Origin of the sequence: Pseudomonas sputi, assembly GCF_021603585.1 — a bacterium.
Lineage (GTDB): Bacteria > Pseudomonadota > Gammaproteobacteria > Pseudomonadales > Pseudomonadaceae > Aquipseudomonas > Aquipseudomonas sputi.
Genome location: NZ_BQHI01000008.1, coordinates 1 through 26440 on the forward strand (window position 1 = coordinate 1; position 26440 = coordinate 26440).

Consider the following 26440-nt stretch of genomic DNA (forward strand, 5'->3'; position numbering starts at 1 on the left):
CGTTGATAGGTTGGGTGTGTAAGCGCTGTGAGGCGTTGAGCTAACCAATACTAATTGCCCGTGAGGCTTGACCATATAACACCCAAGCAATTTGAGTCGAAAGGCCAGATTGCGGTGTGTGAAGACGCAATGAACCGAAAGTTCGACGTTCACAAGATACCGACAGCTGTCACATACCCAATTTGCTGAAGCGAGGCCAGCCGGCCGCGAGTCAGTACCCGAATTTCTTGACGACCATAGAGCGTTGGAACCACCTGATCCCATCCCGAACTCAGAAGTGAAACGATGCATCGCCGATGGTAGTGTGGGGTTTCCCCATGTGAGAGTAGGTCATCGTCAAGATTAAATTCCGAAACCCCAATTGCGAAAGCAGTTGGGGTTTTGTTTTGTCCGCAGGAAAATGAATTGTTTGAATTCTATGCAGTGGCCCCGTGCATGGCTATTATTCGGGCCTCATTCTGAGGCGAGATCTGCATGCTGACGTTGTTGAACCTTCTGAAGGATGGTCGATTCCATTCCGGTCAGGCCCTGGGTGTTGCCTTGGGAATTAGTCGAAGTGCGGTGTGGAAGCAGCTTCAGCATTTGGAGGTGGAGCTTGGGTTATCCATACATAAAGTTCGAGGGAGGGGCTATCAATTAGCCTCGCCGCTGACGTTGCTTGATTCGCTCAAAATAGAGGAAGGTCTTGTCGGCTTGTCTGTCAGTGTCTTCGATTCTATCGACTCAACTAATGCTGAATCGTTGCGCGCCGTCGATCGAGGCCGGGTGGCGCCCTTTCTAATATTGGCTGAGCGGCAGAGCTCCGGGCGCGGGCGCAGAGGTCGTAAATGGGTAAGCCCGTTTGCCGAAAACCTTTATTACAGTCTCGTGTTGCGTGTTGATGGTGGGATGCGTCAGCTTGAAGGGTTAAGTCTCGTTGTTGGTCTCGCGGTCATGCAGACCTTGCGCGCGCTTGGGGTGCAAGGTGCTGGGCTGAAATGGCCCAATGATGTATTGGTCGGGCAAAAAAAAATCGCCGGGATACTGTTGGAGCTGGTTGGTGATCCGGCAGACGTGTGCCATGTAGTGTTGGGCATAGGCATCAATGTGAACATGCAGGCTACAGATGAAGTCGATCAGCAATGGACTTCGATGCGTTTGGAGTCGGGCAAATCCTGTGATCGCAACAATCTGGCGGTTGAGCTGAGTAAGCGGCTGCAACTCTATTTGCAACGGCACCAAACTGACGGCTTCTCTACGCTTCAGGCGGAGTGGGAGGCAAGCCACTTGTGGCAAGGAAAGCCGGTTTCTCTCACTGCCGGCGTCAATCAGGTGGATGGTGTGGTGCTAGGAATTGATAATCAAGGTGCGCTCCGGCTGAAGGTGGATGGTATGGAAAAAGTCTTTAGTGGTGGTGAGCTCAGCTTGAGGTTGCGTGATGATTCTTGAGCTTGATTGTGGAAACAGCTTTATCAAATGGCGGGTGCTGAGTGCTGAGGCGGGTGCTCTGGTCGCGGAAGGTGTAGTTGATTCTGATGGGGCATTGGTCGAGGGGCTTCGATCGCTAGAGAACATGTCTCTCGATAAATGCCGCCTCGTCAGCGTAAGAACCGAAGAAGAGACCCGTTTGCTGATTGGTTTGCTCGAGCGGGAGTTCGGTATTTCCGTTATCTGTGCGGCGCCAGCTCGCGAGATGTCCGGCGTGAAAAATGGTTACGACGATTATGAGCGCCTTGGCCTCGATCGCTGGCTGGCGATGCTTGGTGGTTTTCGCTTGGCTAAAGGGGCTTGTCTGGTACTTGATTTCGGGACGGCGGTGACTGCCGATTTCATCTCGGCGGACGGTGAGCATCTGGGAGGTTTCATTTGTCCTGGCATGCCGCTAATGCGTAATCAGTTGCGTACCCATACCCGAAAAATTCGCTATGGAGATCTCGTGGCGGAGCGGGCATTGATGAGTCAGGCTCCGGGGCAAAATACGGCTGAGGCTGTAGAGCGTGGCTGTTTGTTGATGCTCAGGGGGTTCGTATTGACCCAGTTAGAGATGGCGCATTCCTACTGGGGTGATGACTACAGTGTCTTCATTACGGGTGGTGATGCGGAGCTGGTCTCGGATATTGCTCCGGAGGCCCGCGTTGTTTCCGATTTGGTGTTCGTGGGTTTGGCTATGGCGTGTCCTTTTTCCTGAGGTTGGTATGCGTTGGTTGTTCCTTCTGCTTCTGGTACTCAATGTGTTTTATTACGTCTGGCATCAGCAGGAGGCGCCGCTGCGTGCAAAGGATGTTACGCCGCTCAGTCTTTATCGTGGCCCGCAACAAGATATTCGCTTGTTGAGTGAGGCGGGTGGTAATGCTTTTCGTGAAAAAAGGACTGGGGCAAAGTCTGATAGTCAGTGCCTATATATAGGTGGCTTGAGTCGCCCTGAGTCTGCTCGGGCATTGGAGCAGCGTTTTGCTGAAGTGGGGGCCAAAGCTCTTCAATTGCCGAAAGAGTCTCCCGGCGGCTCATATTGGTTCCAGGTCACCCCCGAAACCCAGTGTTTGCTGGGGGATGCTCAACTTCAAAACCTTTCCAAGGAATTCAATGAGTTAAAACATAAAATAATGCCGTGCGAGGGGGTTGCACCTGCTGAATAGTTTGCATAGAATGGCGCCCGCTCCACAGCGAAGACCTGAAAAGGTTGGTGCGGCGGAGTGGTGTCAATGCAGCTAACCTCAGGTTTTTAAATGAGAAAATGCTTGACAGGGGTTTGGCATAGTATAGAATGCCGGCCTGATTAGGAGGGGTTCCCGAGCGGCCAAAGGGATCAGACTGTAAATCTGACGTCTACGACTTCGAAGGTTCGAATCCTTCTCCCTCCACCAGATTTTAGCGTGAGCTGCAGGCTCCGCGGGTATAGTTTAGTGGTAGAACCTCAGCCTTCCAAGCTGATGATGCGGGTTCGATTCCCGCTACCCGCTCCAAGTTTGCAGGTTGTGCAAGGCGTTACGCTCTTGTAGCTCAGTTGGTAGAGCACACCCTTGGTAAGGGTGAGGTCAGCGGTTCAAATCCGCTCAAGAGCTCCATATAACAAGGCAGATATGAAAATATCTGCCTTTGTTTTAATGGTTTGTGTTGTTTGCTCAATTTCTTCTGTTAGGGGTGATATCGATGGCTAAGGAAAAATTTGATCGTTCCCTGCCGCACGTCAACGTAGGGACCATTGGTCACGTCGACCACGGTAAAACCACTCTGACCGCTGCTCTGACTCGCGTCTGCTCCGAGGTTTTCGGTTCGGCCGCAGTTGAATTCGACAAGATCGACAGCGCTCCAGAAGAAAAAGCTCGCGGTATCACCATCAACACCGCGCACGTTGAGTACAACTCGAACATTCGTCACTACGCTCACGTTGACTGCCCAGGTCACGCTGACTACGTGAAGAACATGATCACTGGTGCTGCGCAGATGGACGGCGCGATCCTGGTTTGCTCGGCCGCTGATGGTCCGATGCCGCAAACCCGTGAGCACATCCTGCTGTCCCGTCAGGTAGGCGTTCCGTACATCGTGGTTTTCCTGAACAAGGCTGACCTGGTAGACGACGCTGAGCTGCTGGAACTGGTTGAGATGGAAGTTCGCGACCTGCTGTCCACCTACGACTTCCCAGGCGACGACACCCCGATCATCATCGGTTCGGCTCGTATGGCGCTGGAAGGCAAAGACGACAACGAAATGGGCACCAGTGCTGTCAAGAAGCTGGTGGAAACTCTGGACAGCTACATCCCAGAGCCAGAGCGTGCTATCGACAAGCCGTTCCTGATGCCAATCGAAGACGTGTTCTCGATCTCGGGTCGCGGTACTGTTGTAACTGGTCGTATCGAGCGCGGTATCGTTCGTGTTCAAGACGCCCTGGAAATCGTTGGTCTGCGTGACACCACCACCACCACCTGCACCGGTGTTGAGATGTTCCGCAAGCTGCTGGACGAAGGTCGTGCTGGCGAGAACTGCGGCGTTCTGCTGCGTGGCACCAAGCGTGACGACGTTGAGCGTGGTCAGGTTCTGGTCAAGCCAGGTTCGGTTAAGCCGCACACCAAGTTCACCGCAGAAGTTTACGTTCTGAGCAAGGAAGAAGGCGGTCGTCACACTCCGTTCTTCAAAGGCTACCGTCCACAGTTCTACTTCCGTACTACTGACGTGACTGGTAACTGCGAGCTGCCAGAAGGCGTTGAAATGGTAATGCCAGGTGACAACATTCAGATGACTGTTACCCTGATCAAAACCATCGCGATGGAAGACGGTCTGCGTTTCGCAATCCGTGAAGGCGGCCGCACCGTTGGTGCTGGTGTTGTAGCCAAGATCATCGAGTAAACAGTTGTAATGTCTTTTTCGGGCCGGCATAATGGTCGGCCTGATTTTGTTTTAGGTCAGTAGCTCAATTGGCAGAGCGACGGTCTCCAAAACCGTAGGTTGGGGGTTCGATTCCCTCCTGACCTGCCAGATTCACTCGGTGTGTCTGGCTTTCTTTTCACAGGATCTTCATAGATGACTCCTAAGGCTGAAGCTCAAGGCTCTCGCTTCGATTTGCTCAAGTGGCTTGTAGTAGTCGCTTTGGTGGTTGTTGGCGTTGTTGGCAATCAGTATTACGCTGCTTCGCCGATCCTGTACCGTGTGCTCGCTTTGCTTGTTATTGCTGCTGTGGCTGCCTTTGTAGGTCTGCAAACAGCCAAGGGCAAGTCTTTCTTTGTACTGGTTAAGGAAGCTCGCACCGAGATTCGTAAAGTCGTATGGCCAACTCGCCAAGAGACCACGCAGACCACGCTGATTGTTGTGGCTGTTGTTCTGGTTATGGCGTTGCTGTTGTGGGGGCTTGATTCCCTGCTCGGCTGGCTTGTTTCCTTGATTGTCGGCTAAGGGTGTCCCGTGGCTAAGCGTTGGTACGTTGTGCATGCTTACTCGGGTTACGAGAAGCATGTCATGCGTTCGTTGATCGAGCGCGTAAAGCTGGCTGGCATGGAAGATGGCTTCGGCGAAATTCTGGTTCCCACTGAAGAAGTGGTTGAGATGCGTAATGGCCAGAAACGCAAAAGCGAGCGCAAATTCTTCCCAGGTTATGTGCTGGTTCAGATGGATATGAACGAGGGTACTTGGCACTTGGTCAAGGATACTCCTCGGGTGATGGGTTTTATCGGCGGTACTGCTGATAAGCCAGCACCAATCACAGATAAAGAAGCTGAGGCGATTCTGCGTCGCGTTGCCGACGGTAGTGACAAGCCGAAGCCGAAGACGTTGTTCGAGCCAGGTGAAACCGTTCGAGTCAATGACGGGCCTTTCGCTGACTTTAACGGTGTCGTTGAAGAAGTTAACTACGAAAAGAGCCGGATCCAAGTGGCGGTGCTCATTTTCGGACGCTCTACTCCGGTAGAGTTGGAGTTCAGTCAGGTCGAAAAGGTCTAGCTGAGCAAGCATCCCAACCCCGCAGCCCTAGGCTGTGGGGTTTTGTCGTCACTGGGATAAACGCGCAAGTAACCGGGGAGCCTTTCGAGGCGTTCGAACCCGTAATTGGAGTGCCTCATGGCCAAGAAGATTACCGCTTACATCAAGCTGCAAGTGAAGGCCGCTCAGGCTAACCCAAGCCCACCTGTTGGTCCTGCTCTGGGTCAGCATGGCGTGAACATCATGGAATTCTGCAAAGCTTTCAACGCCCGTACCCAGGGTCTGGAAGCGGGTCTGCCGACTCCAGTGATCATCACTGTCTACAGCGACCGTAGCTTCACTTTCGAAACCAAATCCACCCCTGCTTCGGTTCTGCTGAAGAAGGCGGCCGGTCTGACCAGCGGTTCCGCTCGTCCAAACACCGTTAAGGTTGGCACTGTTACCCGTGCTCAGCTGGAAGAAATCGCGAAAACCAAAAACGCGGATCTGACTGCAGCTGATATGGATGCAGCCGTGCGCACTATCGCCGGTTCTGCTCGTAGCATGGGCCTTAACGTGGAGGGTGTGTAATGGCTAAGCTGACCAAGCGCCAAAAGGCTATCGCTGAAAAAATCGAAGCGGGCAAGTCCTACAACTTCGAAGAGGCCGCAACTCTGCTGGCTTCGCTGCCGGCTGCCAAGTTCGTCGAGTCGTTCGACGTAGCTGTAAACCTGGGCGTAGACCCGCGTAAATCCGACCAGGTCGTTCGTAGCGCTACTGTGCTGCCACACGGCACTGGCAAGACTGTTCGCGTTGCTGTGTTCACCCAGGGTCCAGCTGCTGAGGCCGCTCTGGCTGCCGGCGCTGACCGTGTAGGTATGGACGACCTGGCTGCCGAAATGAAAGGCGGCGACCTGAACTATGACGTAGTGATCGCATCCCCGGATGCCATGCGCGTTGTAGGTCAACTGGGTCAGATCCTCGGTCCACGTGGTCTGATGCCTAACCCGAAAGTCGGCACTGTTACCCCAGACGTCGCTACCGCGGTTAAAAATGCCAAGGCTGGTCAGGTTCGTTATCGCACCGACAAAAACGGCATCATCCACACTTCCGTTGGCAAGATCGGCTTCGATGCCGTCAAGCTGAAGGAAAACGTTGAAGCCCTGATCGCTGATCTGAAGCGTATCAAGCCAGCTTCTTCGAAAGGTATCTACGTCAAGCGCGTTACCCTGAGCACCACTATGGGCCCAGGTCTGGTCATCGACCAGAGCTCGCTGGACGCGTAAGACAAAAATTGGCGCAGTTGACTGCGCCAATTGAAAGATTGGGGTCCCTGCCTGGCGGGGGCTATCCAAGACCGTAGGCGACGCAAGTCTTAAACCTCAAGCCTACGCAGATGGTGCTCCCGGTTCCTTACCGAATCAGACACCAAAACGACATTCGGTTTCGATCGAATGAAACGGTAACAAGCAGGAGTTAAACCCGTGGCAATTAATCTCGAAGACAAGAAGGCCATCGTCGCTGAAGTCAACGAGGCTGCCAAAGTCGCTCTGTCCGCTGTCGTGGTTGATGCCCGTGGCGTAACAGTAGGCGCAATGACCGGACTCCGTAAAGAGGCTCGTGAAGCTGGCGTTTACGTACGTGTTGTACGTAACACCCTGCTCAAGCGCGCTGTTGCTGGCACTTCATACGAAGTGCTGGGCGGCGCGTTCACCGGCCCGACCCTGATTGCATTCTCCAACGAACATCCGGGCGCTGCTGCTCGTCTGTTCAAGGAATTTGCCAAGGGTCAGGACAAGTTCGAGATCAAGGCAGCTTCGTTCGAGGGCAAGTTCCTCGCAGCGAATGAGATCGACGTGCTGGCAAGCCTGCCAACTCGCGACGAAGCTATTGCGAAACTGATGAGCGTGATTCAAGGCGCTACCAGCAAGCTGGCTCGTACTCTGGCGGCAATTCGCGATCAGAAAGAAGCAGCTGCAGCCTGAGGCTGAGCGTTTCCACTCTCGCGTATTTTTGTTTATTTCGACAGCCGTACAGGCTGTCCACCAAATCAGGAATTGAGTCATGTCTCTGACTAACGAACAAATCATCGAAGCAATCGGCCAGAAAACCGTTCTGGAAGTTGTTGAGCTGATCAAAGCAATGGAAGAAACCTTCGGCGTGACCGCTGCTGTTGCTGCTGCTGGTCCAGCTGCTGCTGCCGCTGTTGTTGAAGAGCAAACCGAGTTCAACGTTGTTCTGGTTGAAGCCGGCGAGAAGAAAGTCAACGTGATCAAGGCAGTTCGTGAACTGACCGGTCTGGGCCTGAAAGAAGCCAAAGAGAAAGTCGACGGCGCTCCTCAGGTTGTAGCTGAAGGCGTTTCGAAAGAAGCTGCTGAAGACGCTAAGAAGAAGCTGGAAGAAGCAGGCGCTAAAGTCGAGCTGAAGTAAGCATCGACTTTGCTCCTCCAGCCCGAGCGTCAAGCGACAGGCTGATGGCTGGTGGCTCTTGCCACCGGCCTTTTTCCGTTATTGGCAGCCGACTGGGTCGGTGTCGATAACGAGCTGTAACCACCCGATGCGGTGGCGCAAACCATGGGGTTTGCACGATTTTCTGGCTGCTCCCGTCGGGAGGGGCCAAACAAGCAGGTGACCAAGCTGGGGAACGCTGATGGCTTACTCATATACTGAGAAAAAACGTATCCGCAAGGACTTTAGCAAGTTGCCGGACGTCATGGATGTGCCTTACCTCCTGGCCATCCAGCTGGATTCGTATCGTGAATTCTTGCAAGCGGGAGCGACTAAAGATCAGTTCCGCGACGTGGGCCTGCATGCGGCCTTCAAATCCGTTTTCCCGATCATCAGCTACTCCGGCAATGCTGCGCTGGAGTACGTCGGTTATCGCCTGGGCGAACCGGCATTTGATGTCAAAGAATGCGTATTGCGCGGTGTAACTTTCGCCGTACCTTTGCGGGTAAAAGTGCGCCTGATCATTTTCGACAAAGAATCGTCGAACAAAGCGATCAAGGACATCAAAGAGCAAGAAGTCTACATGGGTGAAATCCCATTGATGACTGAGAACGGTACCTTCGTAATCAACGGTACCGAGCGCGTTATCGTTTCCCAGCTGCACCGTTCCCCGGGCGTGTTCTTCGACCACGACCGTGGCAAGACGCACAGCTCCGGCAAACTGCTGTACTCCGCGCGTATCATTCCTTACCGCGGTTCGTGGCTGGACTTCGAGTTCGACCCGAAAGACTGCGTCTTCGTGCGTATCGACCGTCGTCGCAAGCTGCCGGCCTCGGTTCTGCTGCGAGCACTCGGTTACACCACCGAAGAAGTGCTTGACGCGTTCTACACCACCAACGTATTCCACCTGAGCGGCGAAACCCTCAGCCTGGAGCTGGTGCCATCGCGCCTGCGTGGTGAAGTTGCGGTTCTGGACATCCAGGATGAGAAGGGCAAGGTCATCGTTGAGCAAGGCCGCCGTATTACCGCGCGCCACATCAACCAGATCGAAAAAGCCGGTATCAAGACGCTGGATGTGCCGCTGGACTACGTCCTCGGTCGTACGACCGCCAAGGCCATCGTGCATCCGGCTACCGGCGAGATCCTGGCGGAGTGCAACACCGAGCTGTCGACCGAAGTCCTGGCGAAAATCGCCAAGGCTGGCGTTGTACGCATCGAAACGCTGTACACCAACGACATCGACTGCGGCCCGTTCGTCTCCGACACGCTGAAGATCGACTCCACCAGCAACCAACTGGAAGCGCTGGTCGAGATCTATCGCATGATGCGTCCAGGCGAGCCGCCAACGAAAGACGCTGCCGAGACCCTGTTCAACAACCTGTTCTTCAGTCCTGAGCGCTATGACCTGTCTGCGGTCGGCCGGATGAAGTTCAACCGTCGTATCGGTCGTACCGAGATCGAAGGTTCGGGCGTGCTGTGCAAGGAAGACATCGTCGCGGTACTGAAGACTCTGGTCGATATCCGTAACGGTAAAGGCATCGTCGACGACATCGACCACCTGGGTAACCGTCGTGTTCGCTGCGTTGGCGAAATGGCCGAGAACCAGTTCCGCGTTGGTCTGGTACGTGTTGAGCGTGCGGTCAAAGAGCGTCTGTCGATGGCTGAAAGCGAAGGCCTGATGCCGCAAGACCTGATCAACGCCAAGCCAGTGGCTGCGGCTGTGAAAGAGTTCTTCGGTTCCAGCCAGCTGTCGCAGTTCATGGACCAGAACAACCCGCTGTCCGAGATCACCCACAAGCGTCGTGTCTCTGCACTCGGCCCTGGCGGTCTGACTCGTGAGCGCGCGGGCTTCGAAGTCCGTGACGTACACCCGACTCACTATGGTCGTGTCTGCCCGATTGAGACGCCGGAAGGTCCGAACATCGGTCTGATCAACTCCCTGGCTGCTTACGCGCGCACCAACCAGTACGGTTTCCTTGAGAGTCCGTACCGCGTGGTGAAAGAGGGTGTGGTCACCGACGACATCGTGTTCCTGTCCGCCATTGAAGAAGCCGATCACGTGATCGCGCAGGCTTCGGCGACCATGAACGAGCAGAAAGTCCTGATCGACGAACTGGTGGCCGTACGTCACCTGAACGAATTCACCGTCAAGGCGCCGGAAGACGTGACCTTGATGGACGTTTCGCCGAAGCAGGTAGTTTCGGTTGCAGCGTCGCTGATTCCGTTCCTCGAGCACGACGACGCCAACCGTGCGTTGATGGGTTCGAACATGCAGCGTCAAGCTGTACCAACCCTGCGCGCTGACAAGCCGCTGGTCGGTACCGGCATGGAGCGTAACGTGGCTCGCGACTCCGGCGTTTGCGTCGTGGCTCGTCGTGGCGGCGTGATCGACTCCGTTGATGCCAGCCGTATCGTGGTTCGCGTTGCTGATGACGAAGTTGAAACCGGCGAAGCGGGTGTCGACATCTACAACCTGACCAAGTACACCCGCTCGAACCAGAACACCTGCATCAACCAGCGTCCGCTGGTGAGCAAGGGTGATCGTGTTCAGCGTGGCGACATCATGGCCGACGGCCCGTCCACCGACATGGGTGAACTGGCTCTGGGTCAGAACATGCGCATCGCGTTCATGGCATGGAACGGCTTCAACTTCGAAGACTCCATCTGCCTGTCCGAGCGTGTGGTTCAGGAAGACCGTTTCACCACGATCCACATTCAGGAACTGACCTGTGTGGCTCGTGACACCAAGCTTGGCCCAGAGGAAATCACTGCGGACATCCCTAACGTGGGTGAAGCTGCACTGAACAAGCTGGACGAAGCCGGTATCGTTTACGTCGGTGCTGAAGTCGGCGCCGGCGACATTCTGGTAGGTAAGGTCACTCCGAAAGGCGAGACCCAACTGACTCCGGAAGAAAAGCTGCTGCGTGCGATCTTCGGTGAAAAAGCCAGCGACGTTAAAGACACTTCCCTGCGTGTGCCAACCGGCACCAAAGGTACTGTCATCGACGTGCAGGTCTTCACTCGTGACGGTGTTGAGCGTGATGCTCGTGCCCTGTCGATCGAGAAGTCCCAGCTGGACGAGATCCGCAAGGATCTGAACGAAGAGTTCCGCATCGTTGAAGGCGCGACCTTCGAGCGTCTGCGTTCCGCTCTGGTAGGCCACAAGGCTGAAGGTGGCGCGGGCCTGAAGAAAGGTCAGGACATCACCGACGAAGTACTCGACGGTCTTGAGCATGGTCAGTGGTTCAAACTGCGCATGGCTGAAGATGCTCTGAACGAGCAGCTCGAGAAGGCCCAGGCCTACATCGTTGATCGTCGCCGTCTGCTGGACGACAAGTTCGAAGACAAGAAGCGCAAACTGCAGCAGGGCGATGACCTGGCTCCAGGTGTGCTGAAAATCGTCAAGGTTTACCTGGCAATCCGTCGTCGCATCCAGCCGGGCGACAAGATGGCCGGTCGTCACGGTAACAAAGGTGTGGTCTCCGTGATCATGCCGGTTGAAGACATGCCGCACGATGCCAATGGCACACCGGTCGACGTCGTCCTCAACCCACTGGGCGTACCTTCGCGTATGAACGTTGGTCAGATCCTTGAAACCCACCTGGGCCTCGCGGCCAAAGGTCTGGGCGAGAAGATCAACCGGATGGTCGAAGAGCAGCGTAAAGTCGCTGAACTGCGTACCTTCCTGGACGAGATCTACAACCAGATCGGCGGTCGTAACGAAGATCTGGACAGCTTCTCCGATCAGGAAATCCTGGATCTGGCGAAGAACCTGCGTGGTGGTGTTCCAATGGCCACTCCAGTGTTCGACGGTGCCAAGGAAAGCGAAATCAAGGCCATGCTGAAACTGGCAGACCTGCCAGAAAGCGGCCAGATGCAGCTGACCGACGGCCGTACCGGCAACAAGTTCGAGCGTCCAGTTACCGTTGGCTACATGTATATGCTGAAGCTGAACCACTTGGTAGACGACAAGATGCATGCGCGTTCTACCGGTTCGTACAGCCTGGTTACCCAGCAGCCGTTGGGTGGTAAGGCGCAGTTCGGTGGTCAGCGTTTCGGGGAGATGGAGGTCTGGGCACTGGAAGCATACGGTGCTGCTTACACTCTGCAAGAAATGCTCACAGTGAAGTCGGACGATGTGAACGGCCGGACCAAGATGTACAAAAACATCGTGGACGGCGATCACCGTATGGAGCCGGGCATGCCCGAGTCCTTCAACGTGTTGATCAAGGAAATTCGTTCCCTCGGCATCGATATCGATCTGGAAACCGAATAACACGTGACGCGATCGAGAGCGGGGCAGGATTGCCCGCTCTCTGCTCCGCCAGGAGGAAAGGCCTTGAAAGACCTACTGAATTTGCTGAAAAACCAGGGTCAAGTCGAAGAGTTCGACGCCATCCGTATCGGATTGGCCTCGCCTGAGATGATCCGCTCGTGGTCGTTCGGTGAAGTTAAAAAGCCGGAAACCATCAACTACCGTACGTTCAAGCCTGAGCGTGACGGTCTGTTCTGCGCCAAGATCTTTGGCCCGGTAAAGGATTACGAGTGCCTGTGCGGTAAGTACAAGCGCTTGAAGCACCGTGGTGTGATCTGCGAGAAGTGCGGCGTTGAAGTTGCACTGGCCAAGGTTCGTCGTGAGCGCATGGCGCACATCGAACTGGCTTCGCCGGTTGCCCACATCTGGTTCCTGAAATCGCTGCCGTCCCGTATCGGCCTGCTGATGGACATGACCCTGCGTGATATCGAACGCGTTCTCTACTTCGAGAGCTATGTCGTTATCGATCCGGGCATGACCACTCTTGAGAAAGGTCAGCTGCTGAACGACGAGCAGTACTTCGAAGCGCTGGAAGAGTTCGGTGACGACTTCGACGCCCGCATGGGTGCTGAAGCTGTGCGTGAGCTGCTGCACGCTATCGACCTGGAACACGAGATTGGCCGTCTGCGTGAAGAAATTCCGCAAACCAACTCCGAAACCAAGATCAAGAAACTGTCCAAGCGTCTGAAGTTGATGGAAGCCTTCCAGGGTTCCGGCAACCTGCCAGAGTGGATGGTGCTGACCGTTCTGCCGGTTCTGCCGCCAGATCTGCGTCCACTGGTACCGCTGGATGGTGGTCGTTTCGCGACTTCCGACCTCAACGATCTGTATCGTCGAGTGATCAACCGTAACAACCGCTTGAAGCGTCTGCTGGATCTGTCCGCTCCGGACATCATCGTGCGCAACGAAAAGCGTATGTTGCAGGAAGCTGTCGATGCACTGCTCGACAACGGTCGTCGTGGCCGCGCTATCACAGGTTCGAACAAGCGTCCTCTGAAATCCCTGGCTGACATGATCAAGGGTAAACAAGGTCGTTTCCGTCAGAACTTGCTCGGTAAGCGTGTTGACTACTCCGGTCGTTCGGTAATTACCGTAGGTCCGACCCTGCGTCTGCACCAGTGCGGTCTGCCGAAGAAGATGGCTCTCGAGCTGTTCAAGCCGTTCATTTTCGGCAAGCTGGAAATGCGTGGTCTGGCGACCACCATCAAGGCCGCCAAGAAAATGGTCGAGCGTGAGCTGCCAGAGGTTTGGGACGTTCTCGCTGAAGTGATTCGCGAACACCCGGTTCTTCTCAACCGTGCACCGACCCTTCACCGTCTGGGCATCCAGGCGTTTGAACCGGTACTGATCGAAGGTAAGGCTATCCAGCTGCACCCGCTGGTCTGCGCCGCGTACAACGCCGACTTCGACGGCGACCAAATGGCCGTGCACGTACCGCTGACGCTGGAAGCCCAGCTCGAAGCGCGTGCGTTGATGATGTCGACCAACAACATTCTGTCGCCAGCCAACGGTGAGCCGATCATCGTTCCGTCGCAGGACGTTGTATTGGGTCTGTACTACATGACTCGTGAAGCGATCAACGCCAAGGGCGAAGGTCGTGTGTTCGCGGATCTGCAGGAAGTTGACCGTGTGTTCCGTGCCGGCGAAGCCGCACTGCACGCCAAGATCAAGGTTCGTATCAACGAAACCGTGAATGATCGTGACGGCAACAGCGTGAACAACACCCGTATCGTCGACACCACTGTCGGCCGTGCGCTGCTGTTCCAGGTTGTGCCGAAAGGTCTGTCGTTCGACGTCGTCAACCTGCCGATGAAGAAAAAGGCGATCTCCAAGCTGATCAACCAGTGCTACCGCGTGGTGGGTCTGAAAGAGACCGTGATCTTCGCTGACCAGTTGATGTACACCGGTTTTGCCTACTCGACCATTTCCGGCGTTTCCATCGGTGTTAACGACTTCGTTATCCCGGATGAAAAAGCCCGCATCATCGGTGCTGCCACCGACGAAGTGAAAGAGATCGAGAGCCAGTACGCCTCCGGCCTGGTAACCCAGGGCGAGAAGTACAACAAAGTGATCGACCTTTGGTCGAAAGCGAACGACGAAGTCTCCAAGGCGATGATGGCCAACCTCTCGAAAGAGAAAGTCATCGACCGTCACGGCGACGAAGTCGAGCAAGAATCGTTCAACTCGATGTACATGATGGCCGACTCGGGTGCGCGGGGTTCCGCAGCACAGATTCGTCAGCTGGCCGGTATGCGTGGTCTGATGGCCAAGCCGGACGGTTCCATCATCGAAACGCCGATTACTGCGAACTTCCGTGAAGGTCTGAGCGTACTCCAGTACTTCATCTCGACTCACGGTGCTCGTAAAGGTCTGGCGGATACCGCATTGAAAACTGCGAACTCCGGTTACCTGACTCGTCGTCTGGTAGACGTGGCGCAGGATCTGGTCGTGACCGAGATCGATTGCGGCACCGAACACGGTCTGCTGATGACTCCGCACATTGAAGGCGGTGACGTTGTAGAGCCGTTGGGTGAGCGCGTATTGGGTCGTGTCATTGCCCGTGACGTATTCAAGCCGGGTACCGAGGACGTCATCGTTCCTGCAGGCACTCTGGTAGACGAGAAGTGGGTCGAGTTCATCGAGCTGAACAGCATCGACGAAGTGATCGTGCGTTCGCCGATCAGCTGCGAAACCCGCTATGGCATTTGCGCCAAGTGCTACGGCCGTGATCTGGCTCGTGGTCACCAGGTCAACATCGGTGAAGCGGTCGGCGTTATCGCTGCCCAGTCCATTGGTGAGCCGGGTACCCAGCTGACGATGCGTACGTTCCACATCGGTGGTGCGGCAAGCCGTACTTCCGCAGCCGACAGTGTTCAGGTGAAGAATGGCGGTACCGTCCGTCTGCACAACCTGAAACACGTTGAGCGTGTGGACGGCAATCTGGTTGCTGTGTCCCGTTCCGGTGAGCTGGCAATCGCTGACGACTTCGGTCGTGAGCGCGAGCGTTACAAGCTGCCGTACGGTGCCGTGATTTCGGTTAAAGAAGGTGACAAGGTCGACGCTGGCGCTATCGTGGCCAAGTGGGATCCGCACACTCACCCGATCGTTACCGAAATGAAAGGTACCGTGACCTACGTGGGCATGGAAGAAGGCATCACGATCAAACGTCAGACTGACGAATTGACCGGTATGACCAACATTGAAGTGCTTGATCCGAAAGATCGTCCAGCTGCCGGCAAGGACATTCGTCCAGCTGTGAAGATGGTCGATGACAACGGCAAGGATCTGTTGCTGCCAGGCACTGACGTTATCGCTCAGTACTTCCTGCCAGCCAACGCCCTGGTCGGTGTTGCGGACGGTGCGAAGATCGCGATCGGTGATGTTATCGCTCGTATCCCGCAAGAGACTTCGAAGACCCGTGACATCACCGGTGGTCTGCCGCGTGTTGCCGACCTGTTCGAGGCTCGTCGTCCGAAAGAAGCATCGATTCTGGCTGAAGTCAGCGGCACCATCGCGTTCGGTAAAGAAACCAAGGGCAAGCGCCGTCTGGTCATTACCCCGAACGACGGTAGCGATCCGTACGAAGAGCTGATTCCGAAGTGGCGTCACCTGAACGTGTTCGAAGGCGAACAGGTAAACCGCGGCGAAGTTATCTCCGACGGCCCGAGCGATCCGCACGACATCCTGCGTCTGCTGGGTGTGAGCGCGCTGGCCAAGTACATCGTCAACGAGATCCAGGACGTTTACCGTCTGCAAGGCGTGAAGATCAACGACAAGCACATCGAGACCATCCTGCGTCAGATGCTGCGTAAAGTTGAGATCTCCGAGTCTGGCGATTCCAGCTTCATCAAGGGCGACCAGATGGAACTGACTCACGTTCTGGTGGAGAACGAGCGTCTGAACGCGGAAGACAAGTTTGTCTCCAAGTTCACCCGCGTTCTGCTGGGTATCACCAAGGCGTCGTTGTCGACCGAATCGTTCATCTCGGCGGCTTCCTTCCAGGAAACCACCCGCGTATTGACCGAAGCGGCCGTAACCGGCAAGCGCGATTACCTGCGCGGCCTGAAAGAAAACGTGGTCGTGGGTCGTCTGATCCCGGCCGGTACCGGTCTGGCTTATCACAGCGAGCGCAAGCGTCGTCGTGATGCAGACAAGCCGTTGCGCGTAAGCGCCAGTGAAGTGGAAGCTGCACTGACCGAAGCGCTGAACTCGAGCGGTAACTGAGTTCTGCGAAAAATGAGCTGAGGCCCTGATCAAGCCGTTCATCGAGTCGAGACAATTTGTCGAGGTTCGACGAGCGGGGAGGTCGGGGCCTTGCCTTGACTGGGGACAAGATCCTCTTTAGACTCTTGATCCCCTAAATTTGGCGGGAATTCGTTCCTGCCATTTTGCTTTTCTTGCAAGACAATAGCGTCGCAAGACAACAGTGGAGCTAGTAGATGGCAACTATCAACCAGCTGGTACGTCAGCCGCGTAAGCGTATCGTCGAGAAATCCGACGTGCCTGCGCTGCAGAACTGCCCGCAACGTCGTGGCGTGTGCACCCGTGTGTACACCACTACGCCGAAAAAACCTAACTCGGCACTGCGTAAAGTATGCCGTGTGCGTCTGACCAACGGTTTCGAGGTTTCCTCGTACATCGGTGGTGAAGGCCACAACCTGCAAGAGCACAGCGTGGTACTGATCCGCGGCGGTCGTGTAAAAGACTTGCCAGGTGTTCGTTACCACACCGTTCGCGGCTCCTTGGATACTTCCGGCGTTAAAGGTCGTAACCAGGGTCGTTCGAAGTACGGTACCAAGCGTCCGAAGTAATCGGCCGTTTTGCAGATTTTCATTTTATTGAGTCGATAAGAGTAAGGTCGGGCGCGCATCCACTGGATCTGTCCCGAGCTAACCTGAAGACCGTTTGAGGGCTTATCAATGCCAAGACGTCGCGTAGCAGCAAAGCGTGAGATTCTGGACGATCCGAAATACGGAAGCCAAATCCTCGCCAAATTCATGAACCACGTTATGGAAAGCGGCAAGAAAGCCGTTGCCGAGCGTATCGTTTATGGTGCCCTGGAAACCGTTGCGGCTCGCAAGACCGGTACCGATCCCCTGGAACTCTTCGAAAAAGCACTCGACGCCATCGCTCCGCTGGTCGAAGTGAAGTCGCGCCGCGTTGGTGGTGCTACTTACCAGGTTCCGGTCGAGGTTCGTCCGTCCCGTCGTAACGCTCTGGCAATGCGCTGGTTGGTAGACTTCGCCCGCAAGCGTGGCGAGAAGTCTATGGCTCTGCGCTTGGCTGGCGAGCTGCTGGATGCTGCTGAGGGTAAAGGTGCTGCTGTTAAGAAGCGTGAAGACGTGCACCGTATGGCCGAAGCTAACAAAGCTTTCTCGCACTACCGCTTCTAATTTTAGCTTCACTAATTTTGCGAGGGCTTTATGGCTCGTACTACTCCGATTAATCGCTACCGTAACATTGGTATCGTCGCACACGTGGATGCTGGTAAAACCACCACCACTGAGCGCGTCCTTTTTTACACCGGCAAAAGTCACAAAATGGGCGAGGTGCATGACGGCGCCGCGACCACAGACTGGATGGTTCAGGAGCAGGAGCGTGGTATTACCATTACTTCTGCTGCCATTACCGCCTTCTGGAAAGGTTCCGAGAAGCAGTACCCACACGAGCATCGCTTCAACGTAATCGATACCCCGGGCCACGTAGACTTCACCATTGAAGTAGAGCGTTCCCTGCGTGTACTCGACGGCGCTGTCGTTGTGTTCTGCGGTACTTCGGGTGTTGAGCCTCAGTCGGAAACCGTATGGCGTCAGGCCAACAAATACGGCGTTCCACGTCTTGTTTACGTAAACAAGATGGACCGTGCTGGTGCCAACTTCCTGCGCGTGATCGGTCAGATCAAGCAGCGTTTGGGTCACACTCCGGTGCCGATCCAGCTGGCTATCGGTTCGGAAGACAACTTCCAGGGCCAGATCGACCTGATCAACATGCAAGCTGTCTACTGGAACGACTCTGATAAGGGTATGGTTCCGGTTCGCAAGGAAATCCCTGCGGACATGCTTGAACTGGCTGAAGAATGGCGCAACAACATGGTTGAAGCCGCCGCCGAAGCCAGCGAAGAGCTGATGAACAAGTACCTGGAAGGTGAAGAGCTGTCGATCGCCGAGATCAAGGCTGCTTTGCGTCAGCGTACTATCGCCGGCGAAATCGTTCTGGCCGTTTGCGGTTCTTCGTTCAAGAACAAGGGTGTTCCCCTGGTTCTCGACGCCGTTATCGACTTCCTGCCAGCTCCGACCGACATTCCTGCTATCAAGGGTTCCAACCCTGATAACGAGGAAGAGGAAATGGAGCGTCACGCAAGTGATGACGAGCCGTTTGCAGCACTGGCGTTCAAGATCGCTACCGACCCATTCGTGGGTACCTTGACCTTCGTCCGTGTTTACTCGGGCGTGTTGAACTCCGGCGACGGCGTGATCAACTCGGTTAAAGGCAAGAAAGAGCGCGTGGGTCGTATGGTGCAAATGCACGCAAACGCCCGTGAAGAGATCAAGGAAGTGCGCGCTGGCGACATCGCGGCCCTGATCGGCATGAAGGACGTCACCACTGGTGAAACCCTCTGCAACGCTGAGAAGCCAATCATCCTGGTTCGCATGGACTTCCCGGAGCCGGTTATTTCGGTTGCTGTAGAGCCTAAGACCAAGGATGACCAGGAAAAAATGGGTATCGCTCTGGGCAAGCTTGCTCAGGAAGACCCGTCTTTCCGCGTTAAAACTGATGAAGAGACTGGTCAAACGATCATCTCCGGCATGGGCGAGCTGCACCTGGACATCCTGGTTGACCGGATGCGCCGTGAGTTCAACGTCGAAGCCAACATCGGCAAGCCGCAGGTTTCGTACCGTGAGCGCATCACGAAGAACTGCGAAATCGAAGGCAAGTTCGTTCGTCAGTCCGGCGGTCGTGGCCAGTTCGGTCATTGCTGGATTCGCTTTGCTCCTGCTGACGAAGGTCAGGAAGGTCTGCAATTCCTGAACGAAGTAGTGGGTGGTGTGGTTCCTAAGGAATACATCCCGGCTATCCAGAAGGGTATCGAAGAGCAGATGAAGAACGGCGTTGTTGCCGGCTATCCGCTGATCGGCCTGAAGGCTACCGTGTTCGATGGTTCTTACCACGACGTCGACTCCAACGAGATGGCGTTTAAAGTGGCTGCTTCCATGGCGACCAAGCAACTGGCCCAGAAGGGCGGTGGTGAGTTGCTCGAGCCGATCATGGCGGTAGAGGTTGTTACGCCTGAAGACTATATGGGTGATGTGATGGGCGACCTTAACCGTCGTCGCGGCATGATCCAGGGTATGGAAGACACAGTGTCCGGCAAGGTTATCCGTGCCGAAGTTCCACTGGGTGAGATGTTCGGTTATGCGACCGACGTTCGTTCCATGTCCCAGGGTCGCGCAAGCTACTCTATGGAATTCAAAAAATACGATACGGCTCCGTCGCACATCGTCGAATCCGTTACCAAAAAACAAGGCTGATTCAGCCCCTTTAGGCTAGGAGTTAATTGTCGTGGCTAAAGAAAAATTTGATCGTTCCCTACCGCACGTAAACGTTGGCACCATCGGCCACGTTGACCACGGTAAAACCACTCTGACCGCTGCTCTGACTCGCGTCTGCTCCGAAGTTTTCGGTTCGGCCGTAGTTGAATTCGACAAGATCGACAGCGCTCCAGAAGAAAAAGCTCGCGGTATCACCATCAACACCGCGCACGTTGAGTACAACTCGAACATTCGTCACTACGCTCACGTTGACTGCCCAGGTCACGCTGACTACGTGAAGAACATGATCACTGGTGCTGCGCAGATGGACGGCGCGATCCTGGTTTGCTCGGCCGCTGATGGTCCGATGCCGCAAACCCGTGAGCACATCCTGCTGTCCCGTCAGGTAGGCGTTCCGTACATCGTGGTTTTCCTGAACAAGGCTGACCTGGTAGACGACGCTGAGCTGCTGGAACTGGTTGAGATGGAAGTTCGCGACCTGCTGTCCACCTACGACTTCCCGGGCGACGACACCCCGATCATCATCGGTTCGGCTCGTATGGCGCTGGAAGGCAAAGACGACAACGAAATGGGCACCACCGCTGTTAAGAAGCTGGTGGAAACTCTGGACAGCTACATCCCAGAGCCAGAGCGTGCTATCGACAAGCCGTTCCTGATGCCAATCGAAGACGTGTTCTCGATCTCGGGTCGCGGTACTGTTGTGACCGGTCGTATCGAGCGCGGTATCGTTCGTGTTCAAGACGCCCTGGAAATCGTTGGTCTGCGTGACACCACCACCACCACCTGCACCGGTGTTGAGATGTTCCGCAAGCTGCTGGACGAAGGTCGTGCTGGCGAGAACTGCGGCGTTCTGCTGCGTGGCACCAAGCGTGACGACGTTGAGCGTGGTCAGGTTCTGGTCAAGCCGGGTTCGGTTAAGCCGCACACCAAGTTCACCGCGGAAGTTTACGTTCTGAGCAAGGAAGAAGGCGGTCGTCACACTCCGTTCTTCAAAGGCTACCGTCCACAGTTCTACTTCCGTACTACTGACGTGACTGGTAACTGCGAGCTGCCAGAAGGCGTTGAAATGGTAATGCCAGGTGACAACATTCAGATGACTGTTACCCTGATCAAAACCATCGCGATGGAAGACGGTCTGCGTTTCGCAATCCGTGAAGGCGGCCGTACCGTTGGTGCTGGCGTCGTAGCTAAAATCATCGAGTGATCTCTTTATTGAGTCAGCTTTGATGAGTTGAAAGAGCCCCCGCTTAGCGGGGGCTTTTTTATTGGGTTGACACCTATCTGGGGCGTCTATAGAATTGCGCCTCCTTTTAACGGGCGTATTGCGCCCGGTGGGAATAGCAGCCGGAGTCTGAAATCCAATGCAAAATCAGCAAATCCGTATCAGGTTGAAGGCTTTTGACCATCGCCTGATCGACCAATCAACCCAGGAAATCGTGGAAACCGCGAAACGTACTGGTGCTCAAGTGCGTGGTCCAATTCCACTGCCTACCCGTAAAGAGCGGTTCACCGTTCTGGTTTCTCCGCACGTCAACAAAGACGCGCGTGACCAGTACGAGATCCGCACTCATAAGCGCGTTCTGGACATCGTCCAGCCAACGGATAAAACCGTTGATGCACTTATGAAGCTTGATCTTGCGGCCGGTGTGGAAGTGCAGATCAGCCTCGGCTAAGACTCGGTCTTGGTCGTGTAACGCTCTGAAATGGGCGGCCATAGCGGGTGAAAGCCCCGTACACTCATGAGGTTTACAACATGACTATTGGTGTAGTCGGTCGTAAAGCGGGTATGACCCGTATTTTCACCGAAGAAGGTGTCTCCATTCCGGTCACGGTCATTGAGATCGAGCCGAATCGCGTCACCCAGTTCAAAACTGAAGAAACCGATGGCTATCGTGCAGTGCAAGTCACTGTCGGCGAGCGTCGTGCTTCCCGTGTTACAGCTGCTCAGGCTGGCCACTTCGCCAAGGCGAACGTTGCCGCTGGTCGTACCGTAATGGAGTTCCGTCTTGAAGAAGGCGAGTACCAGGCCGGCGATCTGATCAACGCTGAAATCTTCGCTGCTGGTCAACTGGTTGATGTAACCGGTCAGTCCAAAGGTAAAGGCTTCCAGGGTACGATCAAGCGTTGGAACTTCCGCGGGCAAGATAATACCCACGGTAACTCCGTATCCCACCGCGTCCCAGGCTCTATCGGCCAGTGCCAGACTCCTGGTCGTGTATTCAAGGGCAAAAAAATGTCCGGTCATATGGGCGCTGAGCGCGTGACCGTGCAGTCCCTGGAAGTAGTGCGCGTGGACGCTGAACGCAATCTGTTGTTGGTCAAGGGCGCTGTACCTGGCGCTACTGGCGGCAACCTGGTTGTACGTCCGGCAGCCAAGGCTCGCGGTTAAGGGGAAGCTGACATGCAATTAAATGTAAATGACGCTCAAGCGATCGAAGTTTCCGAACTGACATTTGGCGGCGAGTTCAACGAGACGCTGGTTCACCAAGCAGTCGTGGCCTACATGGCTGGCGGCCGTCAGGGTAGCAAGCAGCAGAAGACCCGTTCCGACGTTCGTGGTGGCGGCAAGCGCCCATGGCGTCAGAAAGGTACTGGCCGTGCTCGTGCCGGTACTATCCGCAGCCCAATCTGGCGCGGCGGCGGCACCACCTTTGCAGCTCGTCCACAGGATCACTCCCAGAAGCTGAACAAGAAGATGTATCGCGCAGCAATGCGTTCCATCCTTGCTGAGCTGGTGCGTACTGATCGTCTGGTCGTGGTTCAGGATTTCGCAGTTGAAACTCCGAAAACCAAAGACCTGCTGGGCAAACTGAACAACATGAGCCTGACCGATGTTCTGATCGTGTCGGATGCTGTTGATCAGAACCTGTACCTGGCTGCTCGCAACCTGCCGCACGTAGATGTACGTGACGTGCAAGGTTCCGATCCAGTTAGTCTGATCGCATACGACAAGGTGTTGATCACCGTGTCGGCCGTGAAGAAATTCGAGGAGCTGCTGGGATGAACCAGGAACGCGTATTTAAAGTTCTGCTTGGCCCGCACGTTTCCGAGAAGGCTACGGTTCTGGCAGACAAGAAAGGCCAGTTCGTTTTCAAGGTTGCTACTGACGCAACCAAGCTGGAAATCAAGAAGGCCGTCGAAAGCCTGTTCAGCGTGAAAGTTGAGCGTGTTACTACCCTGAATGTTCTGGGTAAGAGCAAGCGCACCGCTCGCGGTCTGGGCAAGCGTAATGACTGGAAGAAGGCAGTTATCTCCCTTCAGCCAGGCCAAGATCTCGATTTCAGCAGCAGTGCTGAGTAAGGAAGGGGTGCATCATGGCAATCGTTAAATGCAAACCGACTTCCCCTGGCCGCCGTTTTGTGGTCAAGGTGGTCAACCAGGAGCTGCATAAAGGCGCTCCTCACGCACCGCTGCTCGAGAAAAAATCGAAGTCTGGTGGTCGTAACAACAATGGCCGTATTACCACTCGTCACATCGGTGGTGGTCATAAGCAGCATTATCGTCTGGTCGACTTCCGTCGCAACGACAAAGATGGCATCGCTGCCACTGTCGAGCGTATCGAATACGATCCAAACCGTACTGCTCACATCGCTCTGCTGCTGTACGCAGATGGCGAGCGTCGCTACATCATCGCCCCTAAAGGCGTGAGCGCTGGCGACCAGCTGATCGCAGGTGCTCTGGCACCGATCAAGCCGGGCAACGCTCTGCAACTGCGCAACATTCCAGTTGGTAGCACCGTACACGGCATCGAACTGAAGCCAGGTAAAGGCGCACAAATCGCTCGTTCCGCTGGTGCTTCGGCTCAGCTGATCGCTCGTGAAGGCGTTTACGTGACCCTGCGTCTGCGTTCCGGTGAAATGCGCAAAGTGCTGGCTGAGTGCCGTGCGACCCTGGGTGAAGTCTCGAACTCCGAGCACAGCCTGCGTTCGCTGGGTAAAGCTGGTGCCAAGCGCTGGCGTGGCGTTCGCCCAACCGTTCGTGGTGTTGCCATGAACCCGGTTGACCACCCACATGGTGGTGGTGAAGGTCGTACCTCTGGTGGTCGTCATCCGGTATCGCCATGGGGCTTCCCGACTAAGGGCGCGAAGACTCGTGGTAATAAGCGTACCGACAAAATGATCGTCCGTCGTCGCAAGTAAATAGAGGGATACGACAGTGCCACGTTCTCTGAAAAAAGGTCCTTTTATTGATCTTCACCTACTGAAGAAGATCGAAGTGGCGGCGGAAAAGAACGATCGCAAACCAATTAAGACTTGGTCGCGTCGTTCGATGATCCTGCCACAAATGGTCGGTCTGACCATCGCAGTACACAACGGTCGTCAGCACGTCCCAGTTCTCGTTAACGAAGACATGGTCGGCCACAAACTGGGCGAGTTCGCCGGTACCCGCAACTATCGCGGGCACGTGGCAGACAAGAAAGCCAAGCGTTAAGGGGTAAGGAAATGGAAGTAGCCGCTAAGTTGTCGGGCGCTCGAATCTCCGCCCAGAAAGCCCGCTTGGTCGCCGACCAGATCCGCGGGAAGAAGGTGGGCGAAGCGCTCAACCTGTTGGCTTTCAGCAGTAAGAAAGCCGCCGAGATCATGAAAAAAGTGCTGGAGTCGGCCGTAGCCAACGCCGAGCATAACGAAGGCGCAGACGTTGATGACCTGAAGGTCAGCACCGTTTTCGTCAACGAAGGGCGTTCGCTGAAGCGCATCATGCCACGTGCCAAAGGCCGTGCTGATCGCATCGTCAAGCGGTCTTGCCATATCACTGTCAAGGTTGCTGACAAGTAACGGAGTCGAAGAGATGGGTCAGAAAGTACATCCCATTGGCATTCGCCTGGGAATCGTCAAGGAGCACACCTCCGTCTGGTACGCAGACGGTCGGACTTATGCGGACTACTTGTTCGCTGATCTGAAGGTGCGTGAATACCTCCAAGACAAACTAAAAAGCGCGTCCGTAAGCCGTATCGATATCCATCGTCCGGCCCAAACTGCACGCATCACCATCCACACCGCTCGTCCAGGTATCGTTATCGGGAAGAAAGGTGAAGATGTTGAGAAACTGCGTCAGGACCTGACCAAGCAAATGGGTGTGCCTGTGCACATCAATATCGAAGAGATCCGCAAGCCGGAGCTCGACGGTATGCTGGTTGCGCAGAGCGTAGCTCAGCAGCTGGAGCGTCGTGTAATGTTCCGTCGCGCCATGAAGCGCGCTGTACAGAACGCCATGCGCATTGGTGCCAAAGGCATCAAAATCCAAGTGAGCGGTCGTCTCGGCGGTGCTGAAATTGCACGTACTGAATGGTATCGCGAAGGTCGTGTGCCACTGCACACCCTGCGTGCCGACATCGACTATGCCAACTACGAAGCTCACACCACTTACGGTGTGATCGGTGTAAAGGTTTGGATCTTCAAAGGCGAAGTAATTGGTGGTCGCCAAGAAGAGCTGAAGCCACAAGCACCAGCGCCTCGTAAAAAAGCTGCTAAGTAAGGGGTACGCCAAATGTTGCAACCTAAGCGTACGAAGTTCCGCAAGCAGATGACCGGCCACAACCGTGGTCTGGCACTGCGCGGTAGCAAAGTCAGCTTCGGCGAGTTCGCGCTGAAGTCTGTAGCTCGTGGTCGTCTCACCGCTCGTCAGATCGAGTCAGCGCGTCGTGCTCTGACCCGTCACGTAAAACGTGGCGGCAAGATCTGGATCCGTGTATTCCCGGACAAGCCGATCTCCAAAAAACCTCTCGAGGTTCGTATGGGTAAAGGTAAGGGTAACGTGGAGTACTGGGTTGCCCAGATTCAGCCAGGCAAAGTCCTGTATGAAATCGAGGGTGTTTCTGAAGAGCTGGCGCGTGAGGCTTTCGCCCTGGCTGCTGCAAAGCTGCCGCTCGCCACCTCCTTTGTTAAACGGACGGTGATGTGATGAAAGCGAATGAACTTCGTGAAAAATCCGCACAGCAGCTGAACGAGCAACTGCTCGGCTTGCTGCGCGACCAGTTCAATCTGCGTATGCAGAAAGCAACTGGCCAGTTGGGGCAGTCTCATCTGCTCTCGCAAGTTAAGCGTGACATCGCTCGCGTGAAGACTGTGCTCAACCAGCAGGCAGGTAAGTGATCATGGCTGAAGCCGAAAAAACTGTCCGTACGCTGACTGGCCGTGTTGTCAGCGACAAGATGGACAAAACCATCACCGTTCTGATCGAGCGTCGCGTTAAGCACCCGATCTACGGTAAATACGTTAAGCGTTCGACTAAGCTGCACGCGCACGACGAAACCAATCAGTGCCACATCGGCGACAAAGTCACTATTCGTGAAACTCGTCCGATGGCTAAGACCAAGTCTTGGGCGCTGGTTGATGTTCTCGAACGCGCTGTGGAAGTCTAAGGGCTAGGGGTCGGAGAAATTATATGATTCAGACTCAATCCATGCTCGATGTGGCCGATAACAGCGGCGCTCGCCGTGTTATGTGCATCAAGGTGCTGGGTGGCTCCCATCGTCGTTACGCTGGTATCGGTGACATCATCAAAGTTACCGTGAAGGAAGCAATTCCTCGCGGTAAGGTGAAAAAAGGCCAAGTGATGACTGCTGTTGTAGTCCGCACTCGTCACGGCGTACGTCGTGCTGATGGCTCCATTATCCGCTTTGATGGCAACGCTGCTGTTCTTCTGAACAACAAGCAAGAGCCGATCGGCACCCGTATCTTTGGGCCAGTGACCCGTGAACTTCGTACTGAGAAGTTCATGAAGATCGTCTCGCTCGCCCCAGAAGTGCTGTAAGGAGATC

At 55.2% G+C, this 26440-nt stretch carries 28 protein-coding genes, 4 tRNA genes and 2 rRNA genes; all 34 read left to right on the forward strand.

Features of this window, described 5'->3' with window-relative positions; all coding sequences use genetic code 11:
• A 23S ribosomal RNA gene (locus L6D81_RS13455) occupies positions 1-75 on the forward strand; the annotation flags it as partial.
• A gap of 151 nt (positions 76-226) precedes the next feature.
• Positions 227-342: ribosomal RNA gene (rrf, locus tag L6D81_RS13460) — 5S ribosomal RNA — on the forward strand.
• A gap of 132 nt (positions 343-474) precedes the next feature.
• Entirely contained in the window at positions 475-1428 is a 954-nt protein-coding gene (gene birA / locus L6D81_RS13465; protein WP_236180111.1) for a bifunctional biotin--[acetyl-CoA-carboxylase] ligase/biotin operon repressor BirA, read from the forward strand.
• The gene (locus L6D81_RS13470) at positions 1418-2167 is read left to right on the forward strand and encodes a pantothenate kinase (protein ID WP_236180113.1); all 750 of its coding nucleotides are present in this window, start codon (positions 1418-1420) and stop codon (positions 2165-2167) included. Before birA ends, L6D81_RS13470 begins: the two co-directional genes overlap by 11 nt.
• 7 nt (positions 2168-2174) lie before the next feature.
• On the forward strand, positions 2175-2615 hold the full coding sequence (locus L6D81_RS13475; protein ID WP_236180116.1) for a hypothetical protein: 441 nt from the start codon (positions 2175-2177) through the stop codon (positions 2613-2615).
• Between the two features lie 143 nt (positions 2616-2758).
• Positions 2759-2843, forward strand: a tRNA-Tyr gene (locus L6D81_RS13480).
• 25 nt (positions 2844-2868) lie between these two features.
• Positions 2869-2942, forward strand: a tRNA-Gly gene (locus L6D81_RS13485).
• Positions 2943-2968: 26 nt separating this feature from the next.
• Positions 2969-3044 (forward strand) — tRNA-Thr (locus L6D81_RS13490).
• Positions 3045-3129: 85 nt separating this feature from the next.
• Positions 3130-4323, forward strand: a complete 1194-nt coding sequence (gene tuf, locus L6D81_RS13495) for an elongation factor Tu (RefSeq protein ID WP_236180118.1) — start codon at positions 3130-3132, stop codon at positions 4321-4323.
• A 53-nt stretch (positions 4324-4376) separates the two neighbouring features.
• Positions 4377-4452, forward strand: a tRNA-Trp gene (locus L6D81_RS13500).
• 45 nt (positions 4453-4497) lie between these two features.
• A complete protein-coding gene (secE, locus tag L6D81_RS13505) occupies positions 4498-4866 on the forward strand; it encodes a preprotein translocase subunit SecE (protein ID WP_064589465.1) in 369 nt (122 codons plus the stop codon).
• Between the two features lie 9 nt (positions 4867-4875).
• The gene (gene nusG, locus L6D81_RS13510) at positions 4876-5409 is read left to right on the forward strand and encodes a transcription termination/antitermination protein NusG (RefSeq protein ID WP_007957598.1); all 534 of its coding nucleotides are present in this window, start codon (positions 4876-4878) and stop codon (positions 5407-5409) included.
• Positions 5410-5526: 117 nt separating this feature from the next.
• Positions 5527-5958: a 50S ribosomal protein L11 gene (gene rplK / locus L6D81_RS13515; RefSeq protein WP_003228756.1), complete on the forward strand. Its 432-nt coding sequence runs from the start codon at positions 5527-5529 to the stop codon at positions 5956-5958.
• Complete coding sequence (rplA, locus tag L6D81_RS13520) at positions 5958-6653, forward strand: 50S ribosomal protein L1 (RefSeq protein ID WP_236180120.1); 696 nt, start codon at positions 5958-5960, stop codon at positions 6651-6653. The genes rplK and rplA overlap by 1 nt, the downstream gene beginning before the upstream one ends.
• A gap of 198 nt (positions 6654-6851) precedes the next feature.
• Positions 6852-7352, forward strand: a complete 501-nt coding sequence (gene rplJ / locus L6D81_RS13525) for a 50S ribosomal protein L10 (protein WP_236180121.1) — start codon at positions 6852-6854, stop codon at positions 7350-7352.
• A gap of 79 nt (positions 7353-7431) precedes the next feature.
• Positions 7432-7797 (forward strand): 50S ribosomal protein L7/L12, encoded by a 366-nt coding sequence (rplL, locus tag L6D81_RS13530; RefSeq protein WP_007957596.1) that lies wholly within the window; start codon positions 7432-7434, stop codon positions 7795-7797.
• Between the two features lie 220 nt (positions 7798-8017).
• The gene (gene rpoB / locus L6D81_RS13535) at positions 8018-12091 is read left to right on the forward strand and encodes a DNA-directed RNA polymerase subunit beta (RefSeq protein WP_236180123.1); all 4074 of its coding nucleotides are present in this window, start codon (positions 8018-8020) and stop codon (positions 12089-12091) included.
• 63 nt (positions 12092-12154) lie between these two features.
• Complete coding sequence (gene rpoC, locus L6D81_RS13540) at positions 12155-16354, forward strand: DNA-directed RNA polymerase subunit beta' (protein ID WP_236180125.1); 4200 nt, start codon at positions 12155-12157, stop codon at positions 16352-16354.
• Positions 16355-16569: 215 nt separating this feature from the next.
• Positions 16570-16941 carry a 30S ribosomal protein S12 gene (rpsL, locus tag L6D81_RS13545; RefSeq protein ID WP_003186084.1) on the forward strand — a complete coding sequence of 124 codons (372 nt, stop codon included), beginning with the start codon at positions 16570-16572 and terminating at the stop codon, positions 16939-16941.
• A gap of 108 nt (positions 16942-17049) precedes the next feature.
• Positions 17050-17523: a 30S ribosomal protein S7 gene (gene rpsG, locus L6D81_RS13550; RefSeq protein WP_007957592.1), complete on the forward strand. Its 474-nt coding sequence runs from the start codon at positions 17050-17052 to the stop codon at positions 17521-17523.
• A 30-nt stretch (positions 17524-17553) separates the two neighbouring features.
• Entirely contained in the window at positions 17554-19659 is a 2106-nt protein-coding gene (gene fusA / locus L6D81_RS13555) for an elongation factor G (protein ID WP_236180127.1), read from the forward strand.
• 31 nt (positions 19660-19690) lie between these two features.
• Positions 19691-20884 carry an elongation factor Tu gene (tuf, locus tag L6D81_RS13560; RefSeq protein WP_010220303.1) on the forward strand — a complete coding sequence of 398 codons (1194 nt, stop codon included), beginning with the start codon at positions 19691-19693 and terminating at the stop codon, positions 20882-20884.
• A gap of 157 nt (positions 20885-21041) precedes the next feature.
• Entirely contained in the window at positions 21042-21353 is a 312-nt protein-coding gene (gene rpsJ / locus L6D81_RS13565; RefSeq protein ID WP_003186070.1) for a 30S ribosomal protein S10, read from the forward strand.
• 80 nt (positions 21354-21433) lie between these two features.
• Positions 21434-22069, forward strand: a complete 636-nt coding sequence (gene rplC / locus L6D81_RS13570; RefSeq protein WP_007955641.1) for a 50S ribosomal protein L3 — start codon at positions 21434-21436, stop codon at positions 22067-22069.
• Positions 22070-22081: 12 nt separating this feature from the next.
• A complete protein-coding gene (gene rplD / locus L6D81_RS13575) occupies positions 22082-22684 on the forward strand; it encodes a 50S ribosomal protein L4 (RefSeq protein WP_003228735.1) in 603 nt (200 codons plus the stop codon).
• Positions 22681-22980 (forward strand): 50S ribosomal protein L23, encoded by a 300-nt coding sequence (gene rplW / locus L6D81_RS13580; protein ID WP_002555488.1) that lies wholly within the window; start codon positions 22681-22683, stop codon positions 22978-22980. Before rplD ends, rplW begins: the two co-directional genes overlap by 4 nt.
• Positions 22981-22994: 14 nt before the next feature.
• Positions 22995-23819, forward strand: a complete 825-nt coding sequence (gene rplB / locus L6D81_RS13585) for a 50S ribosomal protein L2 (protein ID WP_003186055.1) — start codon at positions 22995-22997, stop codon at positions 23817-23819.
• A gap of 16 nt (positions 23820-23835) precedes the next feature.
• The gene (rpsS, locus tag L6D81_RS13590; RefSeq protein WP_011336172.1) at positions 23836-24111 is read left to right on the forward strand and encodes a 30S ribosomal protein S19; all 276 of its coding nucleotides are present in this window, start codon (positions 23836-23838) and stop codon (positions 24109-24111) included.
• An 11-nt stretch (positions 24112-24122) separates the two neighbouring features.
• On the forward strand, positions 24123-24455 hold the full coding sequence (gene rplV / locus L6D81_RS13595; RefSeq protein ID WP_003103908.1) for a 50S ribosomal protein L22: 333 nt from the start codon (positions 24123-24125) through the stop codon (positions 24453-24455).
• Positions 24456-24468: 13 nt separating this feature from the next.
• Positions 24469-25155, forward strand: a complete 687-nt coding sequence (gene rpsC / locus L6D81_RS13600) for a 30S ribosomal protein S3 (RefSeq protein WP_003176422.1) — start codon at positions 24469-24471, stop codon at positions 25153-25155.
• A 12-nt stretch (positions 25156-25167) separates the two neighbouring features.
• A complete protein-coding gene (rplP, locus tag L6D81_RS13605) occupies positions 25168-25581 on the forward strand; it encodes a 50S ribosomal protein L16 (protein ID WP_003228729.1) in 414 nt (137 codons plus the stop codon).
• The gene (gene rpmC / locus L6D81_RS13610) at positions 25581-25772 is read left to right on the forward strand and encodes a 50S ribosomal protein L29 (protein WP_002555481.1); all 192 of its coding nucleotides are present in this window, start codon (positions 25581-25583) and stop codon (positions 25770-25772) included. The genes rplP and rpmC overlap by 1 nt, the downstream gene beginning before the upstream one ends.
• A 2-nt stretch (positions 25773-25774) precedes the next feature.
• Positions 25775-26041: a 30S ribosomal protein S17 gene (rpsQ, locus tag L6D81_RS13615; protein ID WP_003194644.1), complete on the forward strand. Its 267-nt coding sequence runs from the start codon at positions 25775-25777 to the stop codon at positions 26039-26041.
• A 23-nt stretch (positions 26042-26064) separates the two neighbouring features.
• Positions 26065-26433, forward strand: a complete 369-nt coding sequence (gene rplN / locus L6D81_RS13620; RefSeq protein ID WP_002555479.1) for a 50S ribosomal protein L14 — start codon at positions 26065-26067, stop codon at positions 26431-26433.
• Positions 26434-26440: the final 7 nt, after the last annotated feature.